Source organism: Streptomyces griseorubiginosus (assembly GCF_017614965.1).
In the GTDB taxonomy this organism is placed as follows: domain Bacteria; phylum Actinomycetota; class Actinomycetes; order Streptomycetales; family Streptomycetaceae; genus Streptomyces; species Streptomyces griseorubiginosus_B.
On sequence record NZ_WVUG01000030.1, the window covers coordinates 23760 to 47752 of the forward strand.

Annotated in this window: 23 protein-coding genes and 1 pseudogene; 9 read left to right on the forward strand and 15 right to left on the reverse strand. The window is 71.7% G+C overall.

Annotation, left to right across the window (positions count from 1 at the left end; genetic code table 11):
- Position 1 precedes the first annotated feature (1 nt).
- Together GRC12_RS08835 and GRC12_RS08840 are read left to right on the forward strand one after the other, a co-directional pair.
- On the forward strand, positions 2-1078 hold the full coding sequence (locus tag GRC12_RS08835) for an ABC transporter ATP-binding protein (RefSeq protein WP_208778626.1): 1077 nt from the start codon (positions 2-4) through the stop codon (positions 1076-1078).
- 83 nt (positions 1079-1161) lie between these two features.
- Complete coding sequence (locus GRC12_RS08840; RefSeq protein WP_208778627.1) at positions 1162-2628, forward strand: HAD-IA family hydrolase; 1467 nt, start codon at positions 1162-1164, stop codon at positions 2626-2628.
- Positions 2629-2634: 6 nt separating this feature from the next.
- On the opposite strand, the gene GRC12_RS08845 is transcribed toward GRC12_RS08840, so the two are convergent.
- Both GRC12_RS08845 and GRC12_RS08850 read right to left on the reverse strand, forming a co-directional pair.
- On the reverse strand, positions 2635-2901 hold the full coding sequence (locus tag GRC12_RS08845) for a hypothetical protein (protein WP_208778628.1): 267 nt from the start codon (positions 2899-2901) through the stop codon (positions 2635-2637).
- Between the two features lie 43 nt (positions 2902-2944).
- Positions 2945-3358: an SRPBCC family protein gene (locus GRC12_RS08850; protein ID WP_208778629.1), complete on the reverse strand. Its 414-nt coding sequence runs from the start codon at positions 3356-3358 to the stop codon at positions 2945-2947.
- 287 nt (positions 3359-3645) lie between these two features.
- Here GRC12_RS08850 and GRC12_RS08855 point away from each other — a divergent pair, with 287 nt between their 5' ends.
- From GRC12_RS08855 to GRC12_RS08865, 3 genes are all read left to right on the forward strand, one after another.
- Positions 3646-4020: a hypothetical protein gene (locus GRC12_RS08855; protein ID WP_133043789.1), complete on the forward strand. Its 375-nt coding sequence runs from the start codon at positions 3646-3648 to the stop codon at positions 4018-4020.
- A gap of 196 nt (positions 4021-4216) precedes the next feature.
- Positions 4217-4636 carry an ArsR/SmtB family transcription factor gene (locus GRC12_RS08860; RefSeq protein WP_208778630.1) on the forward strand — a complete coding sequence of 140 codons (420 nt, stop codon included), beginning with the start codon at positions 4217-4219 and terminating at the stop codon, positions 4634-4636.
- A 38-nt stretch (positions 4637-4674) separates the two neighbouring features.
- Entirely contained in the window at positions 4675-5139 is a 465-nt protein-coding gene (locus GRC12_RS08865; RefSeq protein ID WP_208778631.1) for a hypothetical protein, read from the forward strand.
- Here the strand turns inward: GRC12_RS08865 and GRC12_RS08870 are convergent.
- The 11 genes from GRC12_RS08870 to GRC12_RS08920 all read right to left on the reverse strand — a co-directional run bounded on the left by GRC12_RS08870 (position 5121) and on the right by GRC12_RS08920 (position 17140).
- Positions 5121-6134 carry an MASE1 domain-containing protein gene (locus GRC12_RS08870; protein ID WP_208778632.1) on the reverse strand — a complete coding sequence of 338 codons (1014 nt, stop codon included), beginning with the start codon at positions 6132-6134 and terminating at the stop codon, positions 5121-5123. The two genes, GRC12_RS08865 and GRC12_RS08870, sit on opposite strands and share 19 nt — an antisense overlap.
- Before the next feature lie 39 nt (positions 6135-6173).
- Positions 6174-7004 (reverse strand): PP2C family protein-serine/threonine phosphatase, encoded by an 831-nt coding sequence (locus GRC12_RS08875; RefSeq protein WP_208778633.1) that lies wholly within the window; start codon positions 7002-7004, stop codon positions 6174-6176.
- 127 nt (positions 7005-7131) lie between these two features.
- Complete coding sequence (pgm, locus tag GRC12_RS08880) at positions 7132-8772, reverse strand: phosphoglucomutase (alpha-D-glucose-1,6-bisphosphate-dependent) (RefSeq protein WP_208778634.1); 1641 nt, start codon at positions 8770-8772, stop codon at positions 7132-7134.
- An 83-nt stretch (positions 8773-8855) separates the two neighbouring features.
- Positions 8856-10040 (reverse strand): serine hydrolase domain-containing protein, encoded by a 1185-nt coding sequence (locus tag GRC12_RS08885; RefSeq protein WP_208778635.1) that lies wholly within the window; start codon positions 10038-10040, stop codon positions 8856-8858.
- A 271-nt stretch (positions 10041-10311) separates the two neighbouring features.
- The gene (locus GRC12_RS08890) at positions 10312-10764 is read right to left on the reverse strand and encodes a flavodoxin family protein (RefSeq protein WP_208778636.1); all 453 of its coding nucleotides are present in this window, start codon (positions 10762-10764) and stop codon (positions 10312-10314) included.
- Positions 10765-10861: 97 nt separating this feature from the next.
- Entirely contained in the window at positions 10862-13033 is a 2172-nt protein-coding gene (locus tag GRC12_RS08895) for a DUF1996 domain-containing protein (RefSeq protein ID WP_208778637.1), read from the reverse strand.
- A gap of 206 nt (positions 13034-13239) precedes the next feature.
- Positions 13240-13536, reverse strand: coding sequence for a hypothetical protein (locus GRC12_RS08900; RefSeq protein WP_208778638.1), 297 nt, complete (start codon positions 13534-13536; stop codon positions 13240-13242).
- A 176-nt stretch (positions 13537-13712) separates the two neighbouring features.
- Positions 13713-14006: a putative quinol monooxygenase gene (locus tag GRC12_RS08905; RefSeq protein WP_208778639.1), complete on the reverse strand. Its 294-nt coding sequence runs from the start codon at positions 14004-14006 to the stop codon at positions 13713-13715.
- 79 nt (positions 14007-14085) lie between these two features.
- Positions 14086-14868, reverse strand: coding sequence for an ATP-binding cassette domain-containing protein (locus GRC12_RS08910; protein WP_208778640.1), 783 nt, complete (start codon positions 14866-14868; stop codon positions 14086-14088).
- Positions 14865-15899: an ABC transporter permease gene (locus GRC12_RS08915; RefSeq protein ID WP_133043777.1), complete on the reverse strand. Its 1035-nt coding sequence runs from the start codon at positions 15897-15899 to the stop codon at positions 14865-14867. Before GRC12_RS08915 ends, GRC12_RS08910 begins: the two co-directional genes overlap by 4 nt.
- A gap of 113 nt (positions 15900-16012) precedes the next feature.
- A complete protein-coding gene (locus GRC12_RS08920) occupies positions 16013-17140 on the reverse strand; it encodes a substrate-binding domain-containing protein (RefSeq protein ID WP_208778641.1) in 1128 nt (375 codons plus the stop codon).
- A gap of 149 nt (positions 17141-17289) precedes the next feature.
- On the opposite strand from GRC12_RS08920, the gene GRC12_RS08925 reads away from it, so the two are divergent.
- On the forward strand, positions 17290-18345 hold the full coding sequence (locus GRC12_RS08925) for a LacI family DNA-binding transcriptional regulator (RefSeq protein WP_208778642.1): 1056 nt from the start codon (positions 17290-17292) through the stop codon (positions 18343-18345).
- Complete coding sequence (locus GRC12_RS08930) at positions 18338-19420, forward strand: carbohydrate kinase family protein (protein WP_244372420.1); 1083 nt, start codon at positions 18338-18340, stop codon at positions 19418-19420. Before GRC12_RS08925 ends, GRC12_RS08930 begins: the two co-directional genes overlap by 8 nt.
- Positions 19421-19693: 273 nt before the next feature.
- Here GRC12_RS08930 and GRC12_RS08935 read toward each other — a convergent pair whose 3' ends face one another.
- On the reverse strand, positions 19694-20494 hold the full coding sequence (locus GRC12_RS08935) for a maleylpyruvate isomerase family mycothiol-dependent enzyme (RefSeq protein WP_208778643.1): 801 nt from the start codon (positions 20492-20494) through the stop codon (positions 19694-19696).
- A gap of 50 nt (positions 20495-20544) precedes the next feature.
- Between GRC12_RS08935 and GRC12_RS08940 the strand changes: the two genes are divergently transcribed.
- Positions 20545-22314, forward strand: coding sequence for a dolichyl-phosphate-mannose--protein mannosyltransferase (locus tag GRC12_RS08940; RefSeq protein ID WP_208778644.1), 1770 nt, complete (start codon positions 20545-20547; stop codon positions 22312-22314).
- A gap of 9 nt (positions 22315-22323) precedes the next feature.
- Here the strand turns inward: GRC12_RS08940 and GRC12_RS08945 are convergent, their stop codons facing one another.
- Positions 22324-22956, reverse strand: a complete 633-nt coding sequence (locus GRC12_RS08945) for a GNAT family N-acetyltransferase (RefSeq protein WP_208778645.1) — start codon at positions 22954-22956, stop codon at positions 22324-22326.
- A gap of 222 nt (positions 22957-23178) precedes the next feature.
- On the opposite strand from GRC12_RS08945, the pseudogene GRC12_RS08950 reads away from it, so the two are divergent.
- Positions 23179-23993 (forward strand): annotated as a pseudogene (locus GRC12_RS08950) (GAF domain-containing protein); the annotation flags it as partial.

The window sequence follows — 23993 nt, forward strand, 5'->3', positions numbered from 1 at the left end:
CATGACCGCCACCACGCTTGAGCAGACCACGGTCGGCAAGGCCGCCACCGTCGAATTCCAGGGGCTGCGCCGGGAGTTCGGGGCGACCGTCGCCCTGGACGGGCTCGATCTGACCGTGCGGCCCGGGGAGTTCCTGGCGCTGCTCGGCCCCTCCGGCTGCGGCAAGACGACCGCGCTGCGCATGCTCGCCGGGTTCGAACACCCCGACTCCGGCGCGGTGCTGGTCGACGGCGAGGACGTCACCCGGGTCCCGGCCCACCGCCGGGACGCCGGGATGGTCTTCCAGTCCTACAGCCTCTTCCCGCACCTGAACGCGCTCGACAACGTCGCCTTCGGCCTGCGGATGCGCAAGGTGCGCACGGCCGAACGGCGCTCCAGGGCCGCCGAGTTGCTGGAGCTGGTGGGCCTCGCCGACAAGGGCGACCGGTTCCCGCACCAGCTCTCCGGCGGCCAGCAGCAGCGCATCGCACTCGCCCGGGCCCTCGCCCTGCGTCCGCGTGTCCTGCTGCTCGACGAGCCGCTGTCGGCGCTGGACGCCAAGGTGCGGCTCACGCTGCGCGAGGAGATCCGCCGGCTGCAGCAGGAACTCGGCATCACCACCCTGTTCGTCACCCACGACCAGGAGGAGGCGCTGTCGATCGCCGACCGGGTCGCCGTGATGCGGTCCGGGCGGCTCGAACAGTGCGCCGAGCCGGGCGAGTTGTACGGGCGGCCGGCCACCGCGTTCGTCGCCGAGTTCGTCGGCACGATGAGCCGGATCCCCGGGCGGCTGTCCGGGGAGAACGTGGAGGTGCTCGGACTGCGGCTGCCAGCGGAGGGAACACTGCCCGCCACGGCGGAGGTCGACGTCCTGGTACGGCCCGAGGCCGTGCACGTGACGGCCGGCGAGGGCGGCGACGCCCGGGTGATCGCCACCGCGTTCCTCGGCGCGACCACCCGGCTCACCGTGCGCCTGGCCGACGGCACCGAGGTGAAGGCCGACCTGCCCACGCACGAGGCGACCGCCCTCGGCGCGGGAGCCGCCGTACGGGTCTCGCTGCCGCAACGCCCGGTGCTGGTCGCCGAACGAGCGGCCTGAGCCCGACCCGCCATCGATCCCGGCGTCCCGGCGTCCCAGGACTTCGGACGCCGGTACCCGTCCCCCCACCGAAAGATGAGACCGTGACCCAACCCCCGCTCCAGGCCGTCCTGTTCGACATGGACGGCACGCTCGTCGACACCGAGCGGCTGTGGTGGGAGGCGGTGCAGGACGTCGCCACGGGCCTCGGCCGCCCGCTGACCGAGGCCGATCAGCCGGAGGTGCTGGGCAGACCGGTCGAGCACACCGCCGCCTGGCTGGCCGCGCTCACCGGCGCGCCGGGGCTCGCCGACCGGCTGCACCGCGAGTTCACCGAGCGGGTGCGCACCGGCATCGTGCCCCGCCCGGGCGCGCTGGACCTCCTCGACGCCCTCGCCCGCGAGGGCGTACCGACCGCGCTGGTCACCGCCTCGCCGCGCGCGGTCACCGACAGTGTGCTGGCGGTGCTCGGCGCCGACCGCTTCCGGGTGTCCGTCACCGCCGACGACACCGAGCGCACCAAGCCCGACCCGGAGCCGTACCTGGCCGCCTGCCGCGCCCTCGGCGTCGACCCGGCCGGTTGTGTGGCGGTCGAGGACACGCCGACCGGTGTCCGCTCCGCCGAGGCCGCCGGATGCGCCGTGCTGGCGGTACCCTCGCTCGCGCCCATCGAGACCGTGCCGGGGCGGACGGTCGTGGCCAGTCTGGAGGAGACGAGCGTGCGCCGGTTGCGCGGTCTGCTGGGAACGCGGCTGCGGGTGATGAGCTGGAACCTCTGGCACGGCGGTGCGAAGGTCGACGACCACCGGGCCAAGCAGCTCAAGGTCGTCCTGGACACCGAGGCCGATGTCGTGGGCCTGCAGGAGACGGCCGGTACGGCGGCCCGGGAACTCGCCGAGGCGCTGGGCTGGCACCACCATCAGGCGGGCGAGAACCTCGGCATCATCAGCCGCCACCCGATCACGGCAGGTCTCGGCGATCCCGAGGTCGGCTTCTACGGGGCCACCGGCGCCCGTATCCGTGTCGACGGCACGCACGAGGTCGACGTGTGGACGGCCCACCTCCACTACACGCCGTACGGCCCCTACGAAGCGGCCTTCGACGGGCTCCCGGCGGCCGAGCTGATCGCCCACGAGGACGTACGGCTCGCCCAGATGAGGGATGCGCTGCGGCTGATCGCAGAGGCCGCCGGGCCGACCACGCCCGTCGTCCTGACCGGCGACTTCAACTGCCCCTCCCACGTGGACTGGCCGCGGGTCGCCTGGCCGGTCACCCGGGCCGCCGAGGATGCGGGACTGCGCGACTCCTACCGCGAGGCGCACCCCGACCCGGTGCGCGCCCCCGGACACACCTGGTCACCGATCCACCCCCGGCACGAGAACGATCCCGCGCGCGAGGAGCCGCAGGACCGGATCGACTACGTCCTGCACAACGGGCGCGGCCTCACGGTCACCGACTCCCGCACGGTCGTCACGGGCGTGCCGCGCGCCTGGCCCGACGTCGCCGGCAACGACTGGCCGTCGGACCACGCGGCGGTACTGACGACGTTCACGGTGCACCGGGTGGAGTGAGGCGGGTCACGGGCTGTCGCCGTGCCAGTCGAAGCGGCGGGCGTCCTCGGGGCGCGGTACGTACAGGGCCCGGCCGCCGGTGCCGTACCGGCCTATCTCCGTGCGCAGGGGTATCCCCTCGCGCAGATCGCGCTCGCTGCGGCCGGTGATGTCCAGCAGCAGGCCGTCCAGCGGGCCGCCGATGAGCTCGGCGTAGGTGCGGCCGGGGCGGGGTGCGGCGTCCTCGTGGTCGGCGCCGTAGACCCGGCCCCGCATGAACTCTGTCTCGTCCATGGCCTCAGCGTCGCATCCGGCACTGACAACGGGGGGCCGGGCGTCAGCCGGCGCCGTTGTCGACGCGCATCCGCACCTGTTCCTCGAGGCGCTCGAGGCTGGTGTCGAGGGCTTGCCGGACCGCCGCCTCGCCGGGGTCGTGGGTGTCGTCGGCGAAGGACAGGTGCACGGTCACCCGGCTCGTCCCGCCGTCGGTGCCGTCCACCTTCAGCCAGCCGGCGTAGCCGCTGTCGTCGCTCGTGCCCCATTCGAGCCGCATGTCGTCGGGGTGCGGCTGGAGGACGGCGGGGGTGTCCTGGTCGGCGTGTTCCTCGTGGACGGTGACGGCCGGCGGTCGCTCGGGCCGCACATGGAGCGTGTTCGGCAGCCAGCCCTCCAGCTGGCCGACATTGGCCGCCTGGTCGAAGACGTGCTCGGGCAGGGCCGGCATGGCGCGGGAACGCTCGTACTCGGTCATCGGTCATCACCTCCGGTTGGGTGGCGCACAGGCGACGCGTGCCCTTTTTGCGGTGGTTGAACCGACGACCAGGGGGGTGACCGCCCGGGCCGTGGGGCGGAGCGCCAACTTCTCGGCCCGTCGGGGCAGTTACCGCCGCCGAAACGGACCGTGGGCGCACCTGTTCGGCCATCATCCGTCAGTCCCGGAGACACCGGCCCGCGGGCAGCGCGCCGCGCCTACGGTCCGTGCATCGGACGGGACGGCGAACGCCGGTCCGCCACAGCCGACAGACAAGGGGAGGCGCTATGGCGAGTGTGGAAGTTTCGCTGAAGGAGATGATGACCGCGGTCGAGGGGTCGGTGGGAGCCGCGGTCGTCGACTACACCAGCGGCATGGCCCTGGGCACCCTGGGCGGGGGCAAGGACCTGGACCTGACCATCGCCGCGGCCGGCAACACGGACGTGATCCGGGCCAAGGTGCGCACGATGGAGCAGCTGGGCCTCAAGAGCCGGATCGAGGACATCCTGATCACGCTGGAGAAGCAGTACCACCTGATCCGGCTGATCACCGGGCGCACGGGGAACGGGCTGTTCCTGTACCTCGTGCTCGACAAGGAGCGTTCCAACCTGGCGATGGCCCGGCACCAGCTCAAGCGGGTCGAGGAACAGCTGGAGATCTAGACCGCGCCGACGTCCCGGGCCGTCGTGCGCCCATGATGTGAAGACTTCTTCAAGTCACCACATCAGCATGGTCCCAATTCGTGTCTGCACGCTGCCCGGGGGGACGAGGATCGGCACGACAGAGAGTGTGCGGCGGCGCCCCGGGGTGCCGCCGCACCCCGGCACCCCCACCCGACCCGGCAGGGAGCGAGCACTCATGCAGGTCCCCCTCTACCAGGCCAAGGCGGACTTCTTCCGCATGCTCGGGCACCCCGTGCGGATCCGGGTCCTGGAACTGCTCCAGCACGGGCCCGTGCCGGTGCGGGACCTGCTCGCCGACATCGAGATCGAGCCGTCCAGCCTCTCCCAGCAACTGGCCGTGCTGCGTCGTTCCGGCATCGTGGTGTCCATCCGGGAGGGCTCCACCGTCCGCTACGCGCTGGCCGGCGGTGACGTCGCCGACCTGCTGCGCGCCGCCCGCCGCATCCTCACCGAACTGCTGGCCGGGCAGAACGAACTCCTCGCGGAGCTGCGCCAGGCCGACTCCGCTCCCCCGCCGCCGCCTCCGGCGGCGCACATCGGCGGGCAACTGGCTCGTTACTCCGCCGGAGTGGTGGAACCCGGCGGCCGGTCGTAGCGTCGGATGCAGTACTACTGCTGGCGCCGGGAGCCGACATGCGCCGACACGCAACCACCATCGCGGTCACCCTGTGTGCCGTCGCGTCCCTGGCCGCCGCGGCCGGGACGCCCTCGGCCGCCCGGACGACGTCCGTGCCGGCCGTCCAGGCCACCCGGCACGTCAGGGCGCCGGTGCTCGTGGACTGTCTCTTCCATCCCAAGGTCCGGCCGGCCGACTTCGTGCTCGCCTGCGGCGACGGCAACAGCCGTCTGACGTCACTGCGTTGGTTCCACTGGGGGACCTGGTCGGCGCGGGCCGTGGGCGTGAACTGGGTCAACGACTGCAAGCCGTACTGTGCGGCGGGCCGCTTCCACGCCTACCCCGTGGTCGTACGGCTGGATCATCCGCGGCCCTGGAAGAAGCGGCCGCAGCTGTCGCACTACGGCCGGATGACCCTGCAGTACACCAACGGCCGCCCGGAGGGGTTCTCACGGACGGTGACCTACCCGCTGTGGGACTGATCCCGCCGGTCCCGAGCGTCCCGCGCGGCCCGCAGCTGGGGTGATTCCCCCGCGGCCAGGTGTTCGAGCACCTCGACCAGCTCCTGACAGGCGTGTTGCACCGAGCGTCTGGTGTTGAGCTGCTCCGTGATCACCGCTGACAGCAGCAGCGCCGTCAGTGCCATCGCCCCGTTGAAGGCCTGGAGCTTGATCATGATCTCGATGCGGGACAGCCGCGCGAACGGGCCGGCCTCCTCGGTCGCCGAGACCGTGGCCAGGACGGAGGCGGCCAGCGCGCACAGCATGCTGCCGGCGAGCTGGAAGCGCAGGGCCGCCCAGATCAGCAGCGGATAGACCAGGAAGAGCAGGCTGTCGGAGCTGCGGGTGGCGAACGGCAGGAGGGCGCAGGCGACCAGGGTCAGGCCGACGGCCTCCTTCCAGCGGGGCCGGTGCGGCGGCCAGTGCGCGCGGGGCAGCAGAAGCAGGACCGGGGTCACGATCAGCACCCCCATCGCGTCACCGACCCACCACGCCGACCACACGAGCCAGAAACTGTGCGCGGCGAGCTTGCCGGTGAACACGAGGCAGCCGGCGCCCGCGGTGGCGCTGATCAGCATGGACGCCAGCGCGCCCAGGAACACCAGCGCCACGCCGTCCCGGAGCCGGGCGAGGTCGGTGCGGAAACCCACCCTGCACAGCAGGTAGTAGGCGCAGACGGGGGCGGCGGTGTTGCCCACCAGGGTGCCGATCACGGCGGGCTGGACGGAGGTGATGGACATGACGACGAGGAGGGCACCCAGGACGATGCCGGGCCAGGCGCGCAGGCCGAACAGCAGCAGACAGGCCAGCGCCACTCCGGTGGGCGGCCAGATGGGGGTGACCACGGCGCTCTCGACGACGAGCTGGCGCAGCAGGCCCAGCCGCCCCGCTCCGACGTAGGCGGCGGCGACCCCCGCCGTCAGGAAGGCGAGGTCGAGAGGGCGGCGCAGGCCCTGGTTACCCACCACAGATGCCATCAGACACCGTCACCGCCGGCTCGGCGAGGCGAGCCGGTCCTACCTCGCAGCGGCCGGGCCGTCGTGGGTGACGACCAGGACGGCGGCGTCGTCCTCGTGCCCGACCCGTTCGGCCACCTTCATCACGGCGGCGGCCAGCGAGTCGGCCGCCATGCCCGCCACGGCGGCGATGCCGGCGAGCCGGGCGACCTGGTCGAGTCCCTCGTCGACGCTCAGCGAGGGGCCCTCCACGACGCCGTCGGTGACCAGGACGAGCACTCCGCCGGGGGTGATCCGGTGCCGGGTGACGGGATAGCGGACGCCGTCCAGGATGCCGAGCGGCGGGCCGCCCTCGTCCTCGGCGACGCCGGACCTTCCGTCGGCGGTGGCCCAGATGTGCGGGACGTGTCCGGCGCGGGCGCTCTCCAGGACGCCGGTGGCCGGGTCGAGCCGTATGAAGCTGCAGGTGGCGAAGAGGTCGGTGCCCAGGGACAGGAGCAGGTCGTTGGTGCGGGCCAGCAGTTCCCCGGGCTCGCTCGGCACGGAGGCGAGGGCCCGCAGGGTGACCCGGACCTGGCCCATGAACGCGGCCGCCTCGATGTTGTGGCCCTGGACGTCGCCGATGGACAGTCCGATGCGGCCGTCGGGCATGGTGAAGGCGTCGTACCAGTCGCCGCCGACGTTGAGGCCGTGGTAGGCGGGGGCGTAGCGGACGGCGAGGCGGAGGTGGTGCGCGGAGGGCAGGTCCCTGGGCAGCATGCCGCGCTGCAGGGCGACGGCCAGCTCGACCCGGGAGCGCTGCAGCTCGGCCAGCTCGCGCGCCCGGGCGGTCAGCGACCCGAGGCGGGCGAGCAGTTCGTCGCCGTCCTCCGTAGGGCGCATGAGGGACATTGATCACTCCGGCGGGGCCGTGGGCCGTGGCCCCATCAGGGCAAAACCCCCGATTCGGGTTTAAGTGGATGATAACGACAGAGGCAGGGCGAAGCGGAATTCCGCCCTGCCTCCACCACCACGGTGATCAGCCGCCCAGGGCGGTCATGACGACGTCCTTCGCCTCCTCCTGCACCTGGCGCAGGTGGTCGGGACCGTGGAAGGACTCGGCGTAGATCTTGTACACGTCCTCGGTGCCCGAGGGGCGGGCCGCGAACCAGGCGTTCTCGGTGCTGACCTTGATACCGCCGATCGCGGCGCCGTTGCCCGGTGCCTCGGTGAGCACCCCGGTGACCGGCTCGCCGGCCAGGGTGTCGGCGGTGACCTGGGCCGGTGAGAGCTTGGCCAGCAGCGCCTTCTCCTCGCGGGTCGCGGGGGCGTCGATGCGGGCGTAGGCGGGGGCGCCGAAGCGCTCGGTCAGGGCCGCGTAGTGCTCGGAGGGCGTCCTGCCGGTGACGGCGGTGATCTCCGAGGCGAGCAGCGCCAGGATGATGCCGTCCTTGTCGGTGGTCCACACCGAGCCGTCCCGGCGCAGGAAGGAGGCGCCCGCCGACTCTTCTCCGCCGAAGCCGATCGAGCCGTCGACGAGCCCGTCCACGAACCACTTGAACCCGACCGGCACCTCGACCAGCCGGCGCCCGAGGTCCGCGGCAACTCGGTCGATCATGGTCGACGACACCAGGGTCTTGCCGATACCGGTGTCGGCGGGCCACTGGTCGCGGTGGCCGTAGAGGTAGGCGATGGCCGCGGCCAGGTAGTGGTTGGGGTTCATCAATCCGGCGTCCGGGGTGACGATGCCGTGCCGGTCGGAGTCGGCGTCATTGCCCGTGGCGATGGTGAACCGGTCCCGCTGTTCGATCAGCGAGGCCATCGCGTACGGCGAGGAGCAGTCCATCCGGATCTTGCCGTCCCAGTCCAGCGTCATGAACCGCCAGGTGGGATCGGTGAGCGGGTTGACCACGGTCAGGTCGAGCCGGTGCTGCTCGGCGATCCGGCCCCAGTAGGCCACCGAGGCCCCGCCCAGCGGGTCGGCGCCGATACGGACGCCGGCCGAGCGGATGGCGTCGAGGTCCAGCACATGGGGCAGGTCGGCGACGTACGCGCCGAGGTAGTCGTGGCGGCGGGTGGTCTCGGCGGCGAGCGCCCGCGCGTAGGTGACGCGCTGTACGTCCTTCAGACCTCCGGCGATGATCTCGTTGGCCCGGTCCTGGATCCAGGACGTGGCCTCGGAGCCGGCCGGCCCTCCGCTCGGCGGGTTGTACTTGAAGCCTCCGTCGGCGGGCGGGTTGTGGGAGGGGGTGACCACGACGCCGTCGGCGAGGCCGGAGGCGCGGCCGCGGTTGTGGGTGAGGATGGCGTGCGAGACCGCCGGGGTGGGCGTGTAGCCGTCGGCGCTGTCGATGAGCACCGTCACGCCGTTGGCCGCGAACACCTCGAGCGCGGTGACCTGCGCCGGCTCGGACAGGGCATGGCTGTCCGCCCCGAGGAAGAGGGGTCCGTCGGTGCCCTGCCGGGCCCGGTACTCGCAGATCGCCTGGCTGGTGGCGGCGATGTGGTCGTCGTTGAACGCGGTCGCCAGGGACGACCCGCGGTGCCCCGAGGTACCGAACGCCACCCGCTGCCCGGGGTCCGCGGGGTCCGGGTGCAGCGCGTAGTACGCGGTGACCAGCCGGGCGACGTCGACGAGGTCCTCGGGGCCCGCCTGCTGACCCGCTCGCTCGTGCTGCATGTGCCCGCTCCTCCACATCGGTTGACCAAAACGCCTGCCGCCCCCCATCTTCCCTCGTCAAGGGGGCGGCAAGCGAGAGCGGGTCAGTGTCCGGGCCGGCCCAGCAGCGCGCACACGAAGTCCTCCTGGACGGCGCGCAGGCGTTGCAGCAGCTGCGGGTTGGTGGAGTCGGTGATCTGGGAGGTGACGGAGAAGGTCAGCGACCGGCGGCCGTCGGGGGTGGCGGCGGCCAGCTGGGTGTAGCCGGCGGTGTTGCCGGTGTGCCCCAGCACGACACCGCACCGGGTCTCGTAGCGGAACAGCGCCAGCCCGGCGGAGTTGCGGCCGGGACCCGCGGGCTCGGACGCCGCCCCGGGGATCCAGCGACGTTGCTGGCGTACGACGTCCGGGCCGAAGAGGGCGCCGCCCACGTAGCCGCGGATGAAGCGGGTCAGGTCGGCGGGCGTGGAGACGATGCCTCCCGAGGCCCATGAGGCGGAGGCGCTGAAGAGTTCGCTGACGTCCTCCGGGGGCGCGGGCGGGGCGAAGGCGTAGCCGTGCAGATAGGGCCGGGGCATGCGGTAGCCCTGGGGCAGGCTGGTGTCGCGCAGGTGCAGCGGCCGGTAGACCAGCTCGCGCAGCAGTTGCTCGTACGGCGTCCCGGTGACCGCCTCCGCCATCAGGGCGACGGCGATGTTGTCGGAGTTGGAGTAGTGGTACCGGCTGCCCGGGCGGAACAGGAGGGGCTCGTCGGCCACGAAGTCGAGCAGGTGGTGGGGATCGAAGATGTGGTGCGGGTCGGCCGTGATGATCTGCCGGAACTCCGGGTCGTCGGAGTAGTCGGGCAACCCACTGGTGTGGTTCAGGAGTTGACGCAGGGTCACCTGGTACCAGGCTCTGGGAAGCCGGGGCAGTCTGCGGCCGATGGTGTCGTCCAGGCGGAGCGCGTGACGGTCGACGAGGCTGAGGGCGACCGCGCCGCTGAACGCCTTCGCCACGCTGGCGATGCGCATGTGGTCGTTGATCTGCGGCTTGCGGCCGGTGGCGAGGTCGGCGACGCCGGCCGTGACGACACGCCGGTGACCGTCCTGCTGCAGGACCGCGATGGCACCGGGCGGGCCGCCCGGGGTGTGCACCAGGGCCTCCAGCTGCCGGCGCAGGTCGGTGTCGCGTGGGCCGGGGGTGGCGGCGGTGCTCGCGGTGGCCGGGGTCAGTGCGGCCAGGCAGAGCGCGGCGACACAGGCCGCACGCAGTCGGAGTCGGCGGGTGCGGGGCTGGGATGAAGGCATGGGGGGCTCCGGAGTTCGGTCGACAGGCCCACCTTTGCCCCCTTTTCTCCCGACGGCGACTCGAGCGCGCCGGGCTGCTGCATACGGCGCAACGCGGCGGCCGGGCGAGGTCCCTCCGCCGGGCCGCCGTGGCCGTCAGGACGCGTCGGCGCCAACGAGGGTGCGCACCGCCAACTCGCCGTACAACTCGGTCTCCTGGCGTCCGCCCAGGAGCGAGCGTCCCCGGGCAGGCCGTCTCGAACGCGGCGCACAGGAAACGAGAAGGAGGTGATCAGCCCAGTAGTCCGGCGGCGAGCGCCGCGCCCAGTTCCCAGCACGCCTCGACGTCCGCCGTGCGGGGCTCGCCGGTGACCGTGACGGGCCGCGCGGTACGGCGCCAGCCGAGTCCGGTGGTGATGGCGTCGATACCGCGCACCGCGCCGGTGACGTCGCTGCCGCCGTGCACGTAGTAGCTGAAGGGGCGGCCCTGGGTGGCGTCCAGACACGGGTAGTAGATCTGGTCGAAGAAGTGCTTGAGGGCCCCCGACATGTACCCGATGTTGGCCGGGGTGCCCAGCAGATACGCGTCGGCCGCGAGCACGTCGGACGCCGAGGCCGACAGTGCCGGGCGGCGGACCACCTCGACACCCTCGATCTCCGGCGCGGTGGCACCGGAGACGACGGCTTCCAGCAGCGTCTGGCAGTTGGGCGACGGCGTGTGATGCACGATCAGCAAGGTGGGCACACCCGCACCCTGCCGTCGCCCGCCCGCCTCGCGCAAGGCGACGCCGCGCCGGGGCGGGACGCACGGAGCCGATGGCCGGTCCGTGCGCCCCGCGAGGTCAGCGCAGGAAGCTGCGCTTGGAGCGGGCCAGCAGGATCAGGCCGCCGATCAGCAGCACGGTGCCGGCCGCGGCGGGCCACAGCGATGTGCCGGTCGCGGCGAGGTTGCCACCCTGGACGGCCTGGGGCTCGGTCTGGTTCGCGGCGATCGGGGCGTTGCCGCCGTTGGCCTGGGACTGGGCGGAGCCGTCACCGGCGCTGCCGCCGCCGTTGCCACCGCTGTCGGCCGGGGCGGCCGCCGCGCTGCGGGAGGGCGAGGGCTTCGCGTAGACCTTGGGCTCCGACGTGCTGGAGATGGTCGGCTGATCGTCGCTGGCCGGCTGGGTCTGCGGTGCTGTGGTCGCGGGCTGCGTCTGCTGCTCACCCGATCCGGCGCCGGAGTTGCCGTTGTCGCCGGAGCCCGAACCCTGGTTGCCGTTGTTACCAGAGCCGGAGCCCTGGTCGCCGTTGTTCCCGGAACCGGAACCGCCGCCCTGGTCGCCCTTGCCGCCGGAGCCGCCCTGGTCGCCCTTGTCGCCGCCGTTGCCCTGGTCGCCCCCGGCGGGCGGGGTGGTGACGGTCTGCGTCGGCTCGGCTGTCGGGTCCTGGCTCTGCTGCCCGCCGGGCTGGTCCGTCGGCTGCTCGCTCGGCTGCTGGGTCGCTCCCCCGTCGCCGCCCGGGTCCTCACCGGTGCCGGTGCCGCACTGGCGGCCGCCGTTGATGCAGGACACCATCTCCTTCATCAGGTTCTCGTCGAAGACGTTGATGAAGTCGCCGTGGTCCGTGACCGGCTTGTGCAGCTGCTCCGGGAAGGAGTCCACCGCGAACAGCGGTGTCGTACGGCCGCCGTCCTGGAGGCTCGGCGCCTTGACGTCGTACACGATCCGCTGCACCAGCTGGGGTATCGCCTTGAACCCGTTCGCGCAGTTGCCGGAGGCGTCGGCGAAGGCCACGTGGGTGCGGTGGTTGGCGCTGTCGATGTTGCGGCCGTCCCAGCAGCTCTGGAAGCGGAAGGTGCGCACCACGTCGCTGCCCTGCGGGCACAGCGGGTACTTGTCCTTGAGCTGCCGGTCCTCGAACCCGGTGCAGCTCCAGGAGGCGTTGGCGTTGGCCGGACCGTTGACGAAGGCCTTCGCGTCACCGGTGATGATGCGCAGCAGCCGGGGCATTTCCGTCACCTGACTGCGCGGGCTGCCGATGAACGTCATCGTGACCTGCTTGGGCGTGACGATCTGGCCGGCGTTGCCCTCGATGCCGCCACCGGGCGAGCCCGCGTCCTTCTCCTGCGTGCCGTTCTGCAGACGCAGCACCGGCCAGTAGTACGTGGACTTGTCGCCCTGGTTCTCGCAGCTGGTGTCGGCCTTCGCGAGGTCGTCGTCACTGGCGAAGGCGTTGTTGGACTGGTTGCCGATGTAGTCGTGGAAGTGGTGGGCGCCGTTGGTGACACCCGGGGCGACGATCACGTTGTCCGAGTTGCGCAGCCCATTGGCATTGACGCCGCAGCTCGTGGTGAAGGTGCCCTTGGAGACGAAGGAGTTCAGATCCGGCGCCGGGGCGTTGGGCTGGACGGTGTTGATGTCCTGGTAGTCAGCGGCGACCGGCCCGTTGCCGGCCTGACCTCCGTTACCCGACTGCTGGTTGCCCTGGCCCTGCCCTTGACCCTGGTCCTGTCCCTGGTTCTGGCCGTTCTGCGGGCTGCTGCTCGCGTCCTGCCCGCCGTTCTGCTGGTTCCAGGTGCGCAGGGAGCAGCCGGCGAGGTCGTCGAGACCCGAGGGGCGGTCACCGGCGTTGTCGATGGCGTCGGTGATCCGCCCGATGGTCTCGGTCCGCTTCTCCTTCAGCGGGTTCATCACGGTGCCGTCGGTGAACCCGCTGTCCTGCCGCTGTTCGGGGGTCGCCGCCTGCAGCCGCTGGTAGGCCTCCGCGATCTGCTGGTCCAGCTGGGCGAGTTGCTGGTCGACGTCCGGCCGTGCCTGGTCGGGGACCTGCGTCAGCTTGCTGCCGACGTCCGGACAGTAGATCGTGCCGGACATGGCGCTGCGGGTGGTGTTCTGTGCCCCGTCCGAACCGCCCTCGGTGGCGGAGGCGTAGACGTTGGCCGCGACGAGCCCGCCGCCGCCCAGGATCAGCGCGAAGGCCGCGAAGGTGGCGCGGCGTGGGCCTGTCGGGCGTCTGCGAGTGCTGCGTCCCACGAGAGTTCTCCTACGTCATGGCGGTCGGGCATGGAAATCCCTCGCCCCATACGGACCGGGGGGCCCGTCCGTTCAATCGCCCCTCGAATTCATAGAAGATTCTCAGTGGAGATCTCACGCCCCTCTTGCTCAGGGCCGTTCCGGCGCCGTGACCTCGTCGGCCGTCAGAAGCCTGCCGTACACGCGGAAGTCGTCGACGGAGGCCTTCAGACACGGGTCGGCGTACCGGGATCTGCCCACGTGGACGGCCCGGCTGTGATTGCCGAAGCACCGCGGCCGACGGTGACCCGGGAGTTGCGTCCGGCCTCCGCCGCGTCGACGCAGAGCACGGCCGTGCCCCCGCCGTAGCTGACGCCCACGTGCGCCCAGCGGCCGGTCGTCAGCGGATGGGCGTCGACGCGCGGGGGTGAGGACCTGGCGGTGACACCGGTGCCGACGTCGAAGATCCAGGTCCAGTGGTCGAGTTGGCCGTCGCTGCCGTCAAACGCGACCGCGCACGGCACCCTTGTGCTCGGCTGCGACGGCGAGAGCGGCGTTGATCCCCCGGGCTCGGCGTTCACGGACGTGGAGCCGGCGAGCACCCCGGCCGGACACGCGGCGGGGCGCGACCGTGAGTCGGTGCGCCCCGCAAGGTCGTCGCCGCCGACAGCGGCGCCTCAGCTCCCGGATCCGGTGGGGGTCAGCCGAGGGGGTCGAGGAAGGTCAGTACTGACGCGTCCTCCTCGATCAGCGGGGCAAGGGCGGTGTTGAACGAGGCGCCGTAGGGAGCCTTGAGGTGTGCCTGGAAGGCGTCCTCGTCCCGGTACACCTCGAAGATCCAGAAGGCGCGCGGGTCGGATGCCTTGGTGTAGGCCTCGAAGGCGAGGTTGCCGTCCTCCTCGCGCACCTTCCGGGTGTAGTCCCGCAGCAGGCCGGCGACCTTGTCCTCAGCCCCCTCGCGGGCGGTGAACTCGGCGAACAGGGTCTTTTTCACGATGGCGTGTCCTTGCGTGGTGTGCGGTGCGGCTGTCCGACGCCGCGTCAGGTACGGGGCGGACATCCGGCCGAAGCTGTCAACCGGCTTCAGGGACGAGCTTCTTGGCCCCGGTCATGATGGCGACCGCGTCCTCCATGGAGTGGGACTGCGGGGTGATGACGCCGGCGCAGCCGCCGAGACGCTGGATGTGGATACGGTCGGCGACGTCGAAGACGTTCGGCATGTTGTGGCTGATGAGGATGACGCCGAGGCCCTGGTCGCGCAGGTCGCGGACGAGCTTGAGGACCTGGCCGGTCTCCCGGACGCCGAGGGCGGCGGTGGGTTCGTCGAGGATGACGACCCGGCCGCCGAAGGCGCCCGCGCGGGCGACGGCCACCGACTGGCGCTGGCCTCCGGAGAGGGTCTCCACCGCCTGGTTGATGTTCTGCAGGGTGCTGATACCGAGTCGTTTGATGTGCTCGGACGCCTGCTTCTTCATCTCGCCGGTGTCGAGCATGCGGAACACCGAGCCGAGCACGCCCTTGCGGCGGATCTCGCGGGCGAGGAACAGGTTGCTGGCGATGTCCAGTGCCGGGGCGACGGCGAGGGTCTGGTAGACGGTCTCGATGCCGGCGTCGCGGGCGTCCTGAGGCCGCTTGAAGACGACCTCCTTGCCGTCGACGAGGATGCTCCCCTGGTCGGGAACAAGGGCTCCGGACAGGCATTTGATCAGGGTGGACTTGCCGGCGCCGTTGTCGCCGATGACGGCGAGGACCTCGCCGGGGTAGAGGGTGAGGTCGACGTCGTTGAGACCGACGACCCTGCCGAAGACCTTGACCAGGCCCTTGGCCTCGAGGACGGGGGCGGTGGGGGTTGTCACGACTTCACGCTCCGGATCCACTGGTCGACGGAGACGGCCGCGATCACCAGGATGCCGACCGCGAGCACTTGGTAGTTGGGGTCGATGCCGGCCAGTGCGAGGCCGTTGACGAAGACCTGGACGATGAGCGCGCCGATCAGTGAGCCGACCACCACGCCGCGTCCGCCGAAGAGGCTGGTTCCGCCGATGACGACGGCGGTGATGGACTGCAGATTGGCGTTGAGGCCGCTGTTGGGGTCGCCGCCGCCGACCCGGCCGACGAGGATCCAGGCACCGACGGCGATGGCGAAGCCGCCGACCACGTAGGCGCTCAGCAGGACCCGGTTGACGGAGATGCCCGCCAGTCGGGCGGCCTCGATGTCGTCTCCCACGGCGTACAGGTGCCGGCCCCAGGCGGTGTAGCGCAAGGCATAGCCGATCACCACGTACAGGGCGATCATGAGCAGGACGCCGTAGGTCAGGTTCAGCTGGCCGATGGAGATCGTCTCGCCGCTCCACATCAGGATGTTCCCCGGCTGCAGGGAGACGGTCTGCCCCTTGGCGTAGATGAGCGTGATCGCCGTGAAGACGCTCAGCGTGCCGAGGGTGACGATGAACGGTGGCAGCTTGATCTTGGTGACGAGCAGTCCGTTGACGGCCTGGGCGGCGATGGCGACGACCGCCCCGGCGAGCAGGGCCGTCACACCCGGCCAGTGGTTGTCGGCGACGAGCTTCGACATCAGCAGCGAGGCGAGCACCATGACCGCGCCGATGGACAGGTCGATGCCGGCGGTGAGGATGATGACGGTCTGGCCGACGGCGAGCGAGCCGATGACAGCGACCTGCTGGGCTACCAGCGACAGGTTCTGCAGGGCGTAGAAGCGGTCGTTGACCAGGGAGAACACGATCGCGGCGAGTACCAGGACGATCGCCGGGCTGAGGGCCGGCTGGCGGTGCAGCACGGAGTGGATGCGCTGGGCCGGGGTGGCGGGCCGGTTGAGGAACTCCTCCGCCGGTGCCGGTGTGGCTTGACTGTCCACGTGGGTGGTCACAGGGGGTCCTTCCGGATTGTCCTCGTGCGGGCCTTCATTCGGGCGCCGGGGCCCGTGACGTGCGGGTGCGCCGCCGGGGGTCGGGAGCCGGCGGCGCACCGGCTCGGAGGGGATCAGCTGCCCCAGCAGGCGGACGCGGCCTGCGACGGGGACTGGACGGTCAGACCGCCGAGGGCCTTGGCCGCGACCAGCGCGGTGCCGGTGTCGTAGAAGGACTTTCCGTTGGTCACGCTGGGCTTGCTGCCGCCGCGGGCCAGCTTGGCGATGGAGCTGACGCCGAGAGCGGCCATCTTGCCGGGGTACTGCACGGCGTCTGCCGCGAACGTGCCGCTGGTGACGTTCTTCAGGCCGGAGCAGCTGCCGTCGATCGCGTAGATCGCGACGTTCTTCTCCTTGCCGGCCGCCTTCAGGGCGTTGTAGGCGCCCTCGCCGGCGGGCTCGTTGATCGCGTAGACGACGTTGATGTCCGGGTTGGACGACAGACAGTTCTCCATCGCGGTGCGTCCGCCGTCGATGGCTCCCTGGGTGGGCTGGTGGCAGGCGATCTTGTACGTGCCGCCCTTGCCGCCGGTGTACTTGCCGGACTTGGCCTCCTTGCCGTTCTCCGTCTTGCTGCCCGGGTCGATGCCCATGCCCTCCAGGAAGCCGTGGTCCCGGTCGATGTCGACGGAGACGACCTGGTTGTTGAACAAGTCGAGCATGGCGATGACCGCGGGCTTGCCGTTCAGGGCCGCCGCCGCGTACTGGCCGTCGAGCTTGCCGGCCTGCTCGTTGTCAGTGGCGTAGGTGATGTCGGCGACGTCGGCCGGGTTGGGCGCGGTGTCCAGGGCGATCACGAACAGGCCGGCCTGCTTGGCCCGCCCCAGCGCGGCGTTCACCGCGTCGCCGTTGGTGGTGATCAGGATGCCCTTGTCGCCGCGTGAGATGGCGTTGTCGATGGCCGTGATCTGCGTCTGGGTGTCGCCGTCGGTGGTGCCGGCCGCCACGGTGAGGCTCACGTTGTCCTTGGCGGCCTGGGTCTTGGCGTCCTTCTCCATGCTCACGAAGTAGGGGTTGGTGAGCGTCTTGAGGATCAGCGAGACGCCCACCTTGCCGCCGCCGCCCGAACCGGACGCGGAGCTGCTCGAGTCCGAGGAACCGCAGGCGGTGAGGGTGACGCCGAGGCACACGGTGATGCCGACGGCTGCCGCCCGGATGCGCCGACTGCGAAGGCTCGATGCCTGGCTGGTGGAGAAGTTCATGGCTTGATCCCTTTCGGAGCCGTCCCGTGGTCGACGCTGAGACAACGTTGACTGGGCGAGATACTGGGCCTGTATGGACGAGCCCGTCAAGACGCTGATAGACATGCGTGGGCAACGAGTAGGTAACGCGGAATTGGTTGGAGACAACGATGACTCAGGGTGAGGCGCCGCCCCGGACCCCTCGCAGCCGCCCCACCATGCGTGAGGTGGCCGCGTTGGCCGGCGTGGCCATCAAGACGGTCTCGCGCGTGTTCAACGGCGTCCCCACCGTCGATCCGGCGATCGTCGCCCGAGTCCGCGAGGCCGCCGACAAACTGGGCTACCGGCCCAACCTCACCGCCAGCAGCCTGCGCCGGGGGGACGGCCGTACCGCCACGATCGGGATGCTCGTCGAGGACGCGGCCAACCCCTTCTCGGCGGCCCTGACCCGCACCGTGGAGAACGTGGCCCGCGAGCGCGGAAGTCTGGTGCTGGTCGGCAGCCTGGACGAGGACCCGGCCAGGGAACGCGAGTTGGCCCAAGCCCTGATCGACCGCCGGGTCGACGGGCTGGTGATCGTGCCGGCCGGCCGCGACCACAGCTACCTGATCAGCGAACAGCGCTCGGGCACCTGCATGGTCTTCGTCGACCGCGAGCCCAGCCTGCTCGACGCGGACGCCGTCGTCTCCGACAACCGGCAGGGCGCCATCACGGCCGTCGACCACCTGCTCAAGGCCGGCCACCGCCGCATCGCCTACCTCGGCGACCGGGCGACCATCTCCACCGCCGCCCAGCGTTTCGACGGCTACCGGCACGCCCTGGAAGTCGCGCACATCGCATACGACGACGAACTCGTGCACCACACCGGGGCCAGCGAGGAGGCCGCCATCGACGCGACCAGGCACGTCCTTGCGCTGCCGGACCCGCCCACGGCGCTGTTCACCAGTCAGAACCTGGTCACCATCGGGGCCGTTCGCGCGCTGCGCGCCCTCGGCCGGCAGCACTCGGTCGCCCATGTGGGCTTCGACGACTTCCCCCTGGCCGACATCCTCAGCCCGGGGATCTCCGTCATCGCACAGAACATCGAGCAAGTGGGCAAGACGGCCGCCGAGATGCTCTTCCGCAGGCTGGACGGCGACGAGTCGGCCGCCACCACCATCACCGTGCCGACCCGGCTGATCGAGCGGGGCTCCGGCGAGATCCGGGCCGGAGGACATCATGACTGAGGCGACGCACACCGCGGGCCAGGGGCCGGCCGTGACCGTGATCGGCGAGGCCCTCGTCGACATGGTCCAGCTGGAGGCGCCCGGTGACTACCGCGCCCACCCCGGCGGCAGTCCGTTCAACGTGGCCGTCGGTCTCGCCCGTCTCGGTCACCGCACCGCCCTCATGGCGCGGCTGGCCGACAACGCCTTCGGCCGGATGCTGCGCGCCCACGCCGTGGCCGAGGGCATCGACCTGGCCTCCTCCCCGTACGCCGCCGAACCGACCACGCTGGCCGTCGTCTCCATGGATCCGCAGGGACGGGCCAGTTACGACTTCTATCTGGACGGCACGGCGGACTGGCAGTGGACCGAGGCGGAGACCGCCCGGGTGCCCGCGGGCACCGGCCTGCTGCACTTCGGCTCCATCGCGTCCTGGACACCACCGGGCGGCGAGCACATCCACGCCGCCGCCGAGCGGCTGCGGGCCGACGGCAGGACGCTGATCAGCTACGACCCCAACATCCGCCCGGCCCTGCTGGGTGACCCGGAACGCGGCCGGCGCGCCGTCGAGCGCAGCGTCGGTGTGGCCCACATCGTCAAGGCCAGCCGCGAGGACGTGGAATGGCTCTACCCGGACGCGCCGACCGAGCGGATCGCCGCCCGCTGGCTGGACCTGGGCGCGCTCCTTGTCGTGATCACCGACGGCCCCGACGGCGCCCACGCCTTCCACGCCGGCCCGGGAAGCTTCAGCCGCGCCGGCCGGAAGGCCGCCGTGGTGGACACCGTCGGAGCGGGCGACGCCTTCACCTCGGGCCTCCTCGGCGCCCTGCTCCGCCGCGGGCTGCACACCCCGCACAGCCTCGCCGCCGCCACGGCCGCCTCCCTGGCCGCCGCCGTGGACGACGCGGTCCTCGTCTCCGCCCTGACCTGCGAACGCATGGGCGCCGACCCGCCCACCGCGCTGCCGCGCCCCGACCGACCCGCCGACGCGCCGCTCACCCCCGGAGACTTCGTCCGCACCCACAACACCCCCCACACGGTCGACCGGGACCGGACACCGGAAACGGTGCAGGCACCCCAGCCGACCCGTACCTGACACAGGCACCCCGCCCAGGGGCCGGCTCCTGTGGCGGGCCCTCCTGACCGTCGGCGCTCCCCGACCGTCCAGGAACTCCGTCCGCGGCGCCGCGTCGCACTGATCGGCTTCGACGCCCTTCCGCTGGCCGAGCTCCTCGAGCCCGGTGTCTCCGTGATCGCCCAGGGCCACGCCGCCATCGGCCGGGCAACCGCGCCCCCTCCTCTTCGACCGCCTCGACGGGGAGCGGGGCGCCCGCCGCCGTTGGGCGGCTCGGCGCAGGGAGACGGCTCCTCACACCTCCAGCCAGAAGCCCGTGCGCGTCCGCCAGAGGTCGAGCAGCGCCAGGTCGCCGTGGGTCCGGACGGCGGGCGCGGGGCGGCGGTACAGGAACAGCAGCAGCTCCGTCACCGGACCGCGGGCCGACGCGGAGGCCGCTCCGCTGCCGGCGCGCCAGACAGGGCGGTCGCCGCGCAGATCGACGAACCACTCCCCGACGCCGGGCGCTTCGAACCGCAGCGCACGATCGGGCCCGAGCAGCCCCGGCGCGTCCGGCCGCTCCTCGTACGCCTCGGGAACCGTCGCGAACTCCAGCCACTCGAGCACCGCGCCGACCGCGAGATCCTCGTCGAGGGTGAACTCGGCGCCGGTCGCCAGCGCCGCGTCCGCACGGTGGACGGCCGTCTCGTACGTCATCCTCCGCGCCCAGAACATCGCCGACTGCTCGATCAACTCCTCGTCGCTCGGGGTCCATACGGCGGCGTCGGGCCCGGCGCCAAGAAGCGTCGCGGCGAGTGCCCTGGCGCCCTCGCCGAGCCACGCCCCCAGCGCGTCGTCGTCCAAGTGGGCATACACGGCCGGGTCGTTGACCGGGTCGTCCGGCACGGGCGCGACCGCCCGGGTCCGTACGACCTCCTCCGCCCACCGGTGGTCCCCGCCCACGTGCCGCAGCAGCCGGGCCAGGTCCCAGCCGGGGCAGGTGGGCACCGGGGTGGTGGAGTCCGCCCCGGCGACCTGGGCTCTGAGCAGGTCCGTCTGGCGGACGATCTCGTGACAGCAGCGTTCGAAGGTCGGCGAGGTCACACGATCAATCATGCACCAGCCGCTCCCGCCACCGCCCTTGGTCGCCGCGGTCCGCGACCGCCATGAGTCATGGAGCGACCCGCACGGGCGTTCCCTACGATGAGCCGGTGACGAGTGACACCCCCACACGGACCGCCACCGACGACGACGCCGGCCGGAGCGCCGAGGCCACCGCCTGGTCGCAACGCCTGCGCCGGTTCGGGTACCGGGGAGGTCCTCGGACCGGTCCTCGCGAGCGCCTGGTTCCGCCCTTTCCCCAACCGGGCGTCCACGTCTGGCGGTTCGTCGGCATCGGACCCGATCTCTCCTCCCGCCTCGCCCGGTCGACGGGGTGGGCCGGTCCCCTGCTGGTCGCCGTGTTCGCCGGTGTCCTGCGGTTCTGGCGACTGGGGCAGCCCCGCGCGGTGATCTTCGACGAGACGTACTACGCCAAGGACGCCTGGTCGATGCTGAAGCTCGGCTACGAGGGCACCTGGCCCGACCGCAAGATCGCCGATCCGGAGATCCTCGCCCATCCGCAGGTCATCCCCCTCTCCGATCCCGGCAGCTTCGTCGCGCATCCGCCGATGGGCAAGTGGGTGATCTCCGTCGGTGAGGGGCTGTTCGGTCTCGATCCGTTCGGTTGGCGGTTCATGACGGCGCTGCTCGGTACGGTCTCGGTGCTCATGCTGTGCCGGATAGGCCGCAGGCTGTTCCGCTCGACGGCGCTGGGCTGTCTGGCCGGGGCCCTGCTGGCCGTGGACGGCCTGCACCTGGTGATGAGCCGTACCGCGCTGCTGGACCTGGTCGTCATGTTCTTCGCCCTGGCGGCGTTCGGCTGTCTCCTCGTCGACCGGGACCGGACACGGGCCCGCCTCGCGGCCGCCCTGCCCCTCGACGCGGACGGCTTCGCGCGCCCCGACCACGACGCCGGTTCCCGCACGCGCACCGGCCCGCGTCCCTGGCGCCTGGCGGCGGGCGTCTTCCTGGGACTGGCGGCCGCCGCCAAGTGGAACGGCCTGTACTTCCTGGTCTTCTTCACGGCCCTGACCGTCCTGTGGGACGTCGGCTCCCGCCGCGTGGCCGGGGCGCACCGCCCGTACCGCGCGGTGCTCCGCAGGGACCTGGGCTGGTCCGTGCTCTCCCTCGTGCCGGTCGCCCTGGTGACGTATCTGCTCACCTGGACCGGATGGTTCCTGTCCGACGAGGGCTACGGCCGGCACTGGGCGGACGGCCGCGGTGGCACCTGGGCGTGGATCCCGGCGCCGCTGCGCAGCCTGTGGCACTACGAGTACCTCGTCTACCAGTTCAACGTCGGCCTGCACACCCCGCACAAGTACCAGTCCAACCCTTGGAGTTGGCTGGTCATGGGACGGCCCGTGGCCTTCTGGTACGAGTCGCCGAAGTTCGGGCAGGAGGGCTGCCGTGCCACCGCCGGCTGCTCCCAGGAGATCCTCGCCCTGGGCACACCGCTGCTGTGGTGGACGGCGTGCGCGGCGCTCGTCTATCTGCTGTTCCGGTGGGCCATGCGCCGGGACTGGCGGGCGGGCGCGGTGCTGTGCGCGGTGGGAGCCGGCTATCTGCCGTGGTTCCACTACCAGGACCGTACGGCCTTCTCCTTCTACGCCGTCGCGTTCGTGCCGTACCTCTGTCTGGCCGTGGCCATGCTCATCGGCGCCCTGCTCGGGCCGCGGTCGGCGCCGGAGAGGCGCAGGGTCGCGGGGGCGGTGGGCGCCGGGGCGCTGGTGCTGCTGATCGTCTGGAACTTCATCTACTTCTTCCCGCTCTACACCGGTCTGACGATCCCCTACAGCGGCTGGCAGTCCCGGATGTGGCTCGACACCTGGATCTGAGGCCGGCCGTCACGCGTCGGCCCAGTCGCGCGTCGACCGCCCGAGATAGGTGACCGGTCCCGGGTCGGGCACGTCGATCTCGTGGAAGCCGAGGCGGTCGTAGAAGGCCCTGGCCCCGGTGTTGGCGGTGACCATGCAGAGGTGCACGGCCTTCGTGCCGCGCTCGTGCAACGCCCGCAGGAAGGTGCGCATCAGGGAGCGGCCGTGGCCCTGTCCCTGCCGGTCGGGGAGCAGATCGATGTGCAGATGGGCGGGGTAGGCGGCGACTTCGGGGACGAGCATGCGCTCGGGATCGTGCAGCAGCGCGATCATGGTCGCGTCCGGGGTGGTCGCCGGACCTGCGGGCTCGGGGTAGCGGTCGGCGACCAGGGGCAGCCATGAGGCGCGGAACCGCCGTACGAAGCGCGGGGTGTCGGCGGTGCCCAGGACGTAGCCGACGGCCTGCCCCCGGCCGTCGTCGAGGACGAAGGCCAGCTCCGGCTCCAGGTGGACGTAGGGAGCGGCGAAGGTGACCGGGAAGATCGTGGGATCGGCGTACACGGGCCGGCTGTCCCCGCCGTTGTGTGCGGTGCGGACGCAGATGTCGTCGAGGGCCTCGCGGTCCTCGGGGCGGTAGGGACGTACGAAGGCGGACTCGGTCACCACAGCATCCTGACCCTCTTGGGAGCGCTCCCACAAGTCCTTGGCTCCCAAGGCGCACACTTCGGCCATGATCATTTCCATGCCTTGGCGCGCCCGCACATCCCCCACATGCGGAACAGGCATTGTTCGGGATGGTCTCGTCCGCGCAGGTGCGCCACGGGCCCCTTGTGGCGCATTCTTGCTGTGTCACCCCGCTGAGCGGGCACGGACGAGGTAGGGCCGATGACTGGGAGCGCGGAGGACGCACGGCACACGCCCGGACAGCTGGCCGCGCTGCTGCTGGACACCTCGACGGAGGCGATCGGGGCAGCGGGAGGCTATGCGGGAGGGGTCTATCTGCGGTCCGGCACGCCCGGACTGCTGCGGCTCGCCGCGCTCGCCGGACTCCCCGGCCCGCTGTTCAGGCCCTGGTGGCGGATGCACGTGGACCGGCCGTTCCCGGTGGCCGACGCCTACCGGCTCGGTGTCCAGGTCGTCCTGCCGAACGCCACCGAGACGATGCGCCGCTACCCGCAGTTCGCGGCCGGGCTGCCGTTCCAGTTCGGCTCGCTGTACGTGCCGGTGGTGGCCGGGTCCACCACGTTCGGGGTGCTGACCGTGCTGCGTCCCTCCTCCGCCGACGCCGCCGAGCTGCAGCACCACCGTGACCGCATGGTGCGCCTGGCGGAGGAACTGGGCGCGGCCCTGCTGCGGCTCGAGGACGGTGGCGCGATCACGCCGGTGGCGTGGGACGGCGAACCGGTGTGCGTACGGCCGCCGGGGGCGCGTCCGTCGGCGGGGCGGACCGGGGGCTTCGCCTGGGACCCGGTGACGGACATCGTGACCGCCGACGAACGTCTGCCCGCGATGCTGGGCGCGCCGGCGGAGGAGTTCGCCGCCTGTGTCGAGACGCTGGCCCGGGCCGTGGCACCGTCCGATCCGCAGCGGCTGCTGGCCGCCCTGCGGGAGACGGCCACGGGCAGACCTCCGGCCCTGCCCCTGTACGTGGCGGCCGAGGACGGCGCGCCCCGGCTGGTGGAGCTGTGGAGCCCCTACGC

Bases quoted from the DNA above. Each gene is read 5' to 3' on its own strand.
- GRC12_RS08940 (WP_208778644.1), top strand. From the start codon at position 20,545: ATGAGTCATGGAGCGACCCGCACGGGCGTTCCCTACGATGAGCCGGTG.
- GRC12_RS08925 (WP_208778642.1), top strand. From the start codon at position 17,290: ATGACTCAGGGTGAGGCGCCGCCCCGGACCCCTCGCAGCCGCCCCACC.
- GRC12_RS08845 (WP_208778628.1), bottom strand. From the start codon at position 2,901: ATGGACGAGACAGAGTTCATGCGGGGCCGGGTCTACGGCGCCGACCAC.
- GRC12_RS08930 (WP_244372420.1), top strand. From the start codon at position 18,338: ATGACTGAGGCGACGCACACCGCGGGCCAGGGGCCGGCCGTGACCGTG.
- pgm (WP_208778634.1), bottom strand. From the start codon at position 8,772: ATGCAGCACGAGCGAGCGGGTCAGCAGGCGGGCCCCGAGGACCTCGTC.
- GRC12_RS08855 (WP_133043789.1), top strand. From the start codon at position 3,646: ATGGCGAGTGTGGAAGTTTCGCTGAAGGAGATGATGACCGCGGTCGAG.
- GRC12_RS08860 (WP_208778630.1), top strand. From the start codon at position 4,217: ATGCAGGTCCCCCTCTACCAGGCCAAGGCGGACTTCTTCCGCATGCTC.
- GRC12_RS08865 (WP_208778631.1), top strand. From the start codon at position 4,675: ATGCGCCGACACGCAACCACCATCGCGGTCACCCTGTGTGCCGTCGCG.
- GRC12_RS08870 (WP_208778632.1), bottom strand. From the start codon at position 6,134: ATGGCATCTGTGGTGGGTAACCAGGGCCTGCGCCGCCCTCTCGACCTC.
- GRC12_RS08850 (WP_208778629.1), bottom strand. From the start codon at position 3,358: ATGACCGAGTACGAGCGTTCCCGCGCCATGCCGGCCCTGCCCGAGCAC.
- GRC12_RS08875 (WP_208778633.1), bottom strand. From the start codon at position 7,004: ATGTCCCTCATGCGCCCTACGGAGGACGGCGACGAACTGCTCGCCCGC.
- GRC12_RS08885 (WP_208778635.1), bottom strand. From the start codon at position 10,040: ATGCCTTCATCCCAGCCCCGCACCCGCCGACTCCGACTGCGTGCGGCC.
- GRC12_RS08835 (WP_208778626.1), top strand. From the start codon at position 2: ATGACCGCCACCACGCTTGAGCAGACCACGGTCGGCAAGGCCGCCACC.
- GRC12_RS08935 (WP_208778643.1), bottom strand. From the start codon at position 20,494: ATGATTGATCGTGTGACCTCGCCGACCTTCGAACGCTGCTGTCACGAG.
- GRC12_RS08920 (WP_208778641.1), bottom strand. From the start codon at position 17,140: ATGAACTTCTCCACCAGCCAGGCATCGAGCCTTCGCAGTCGGCGCATC.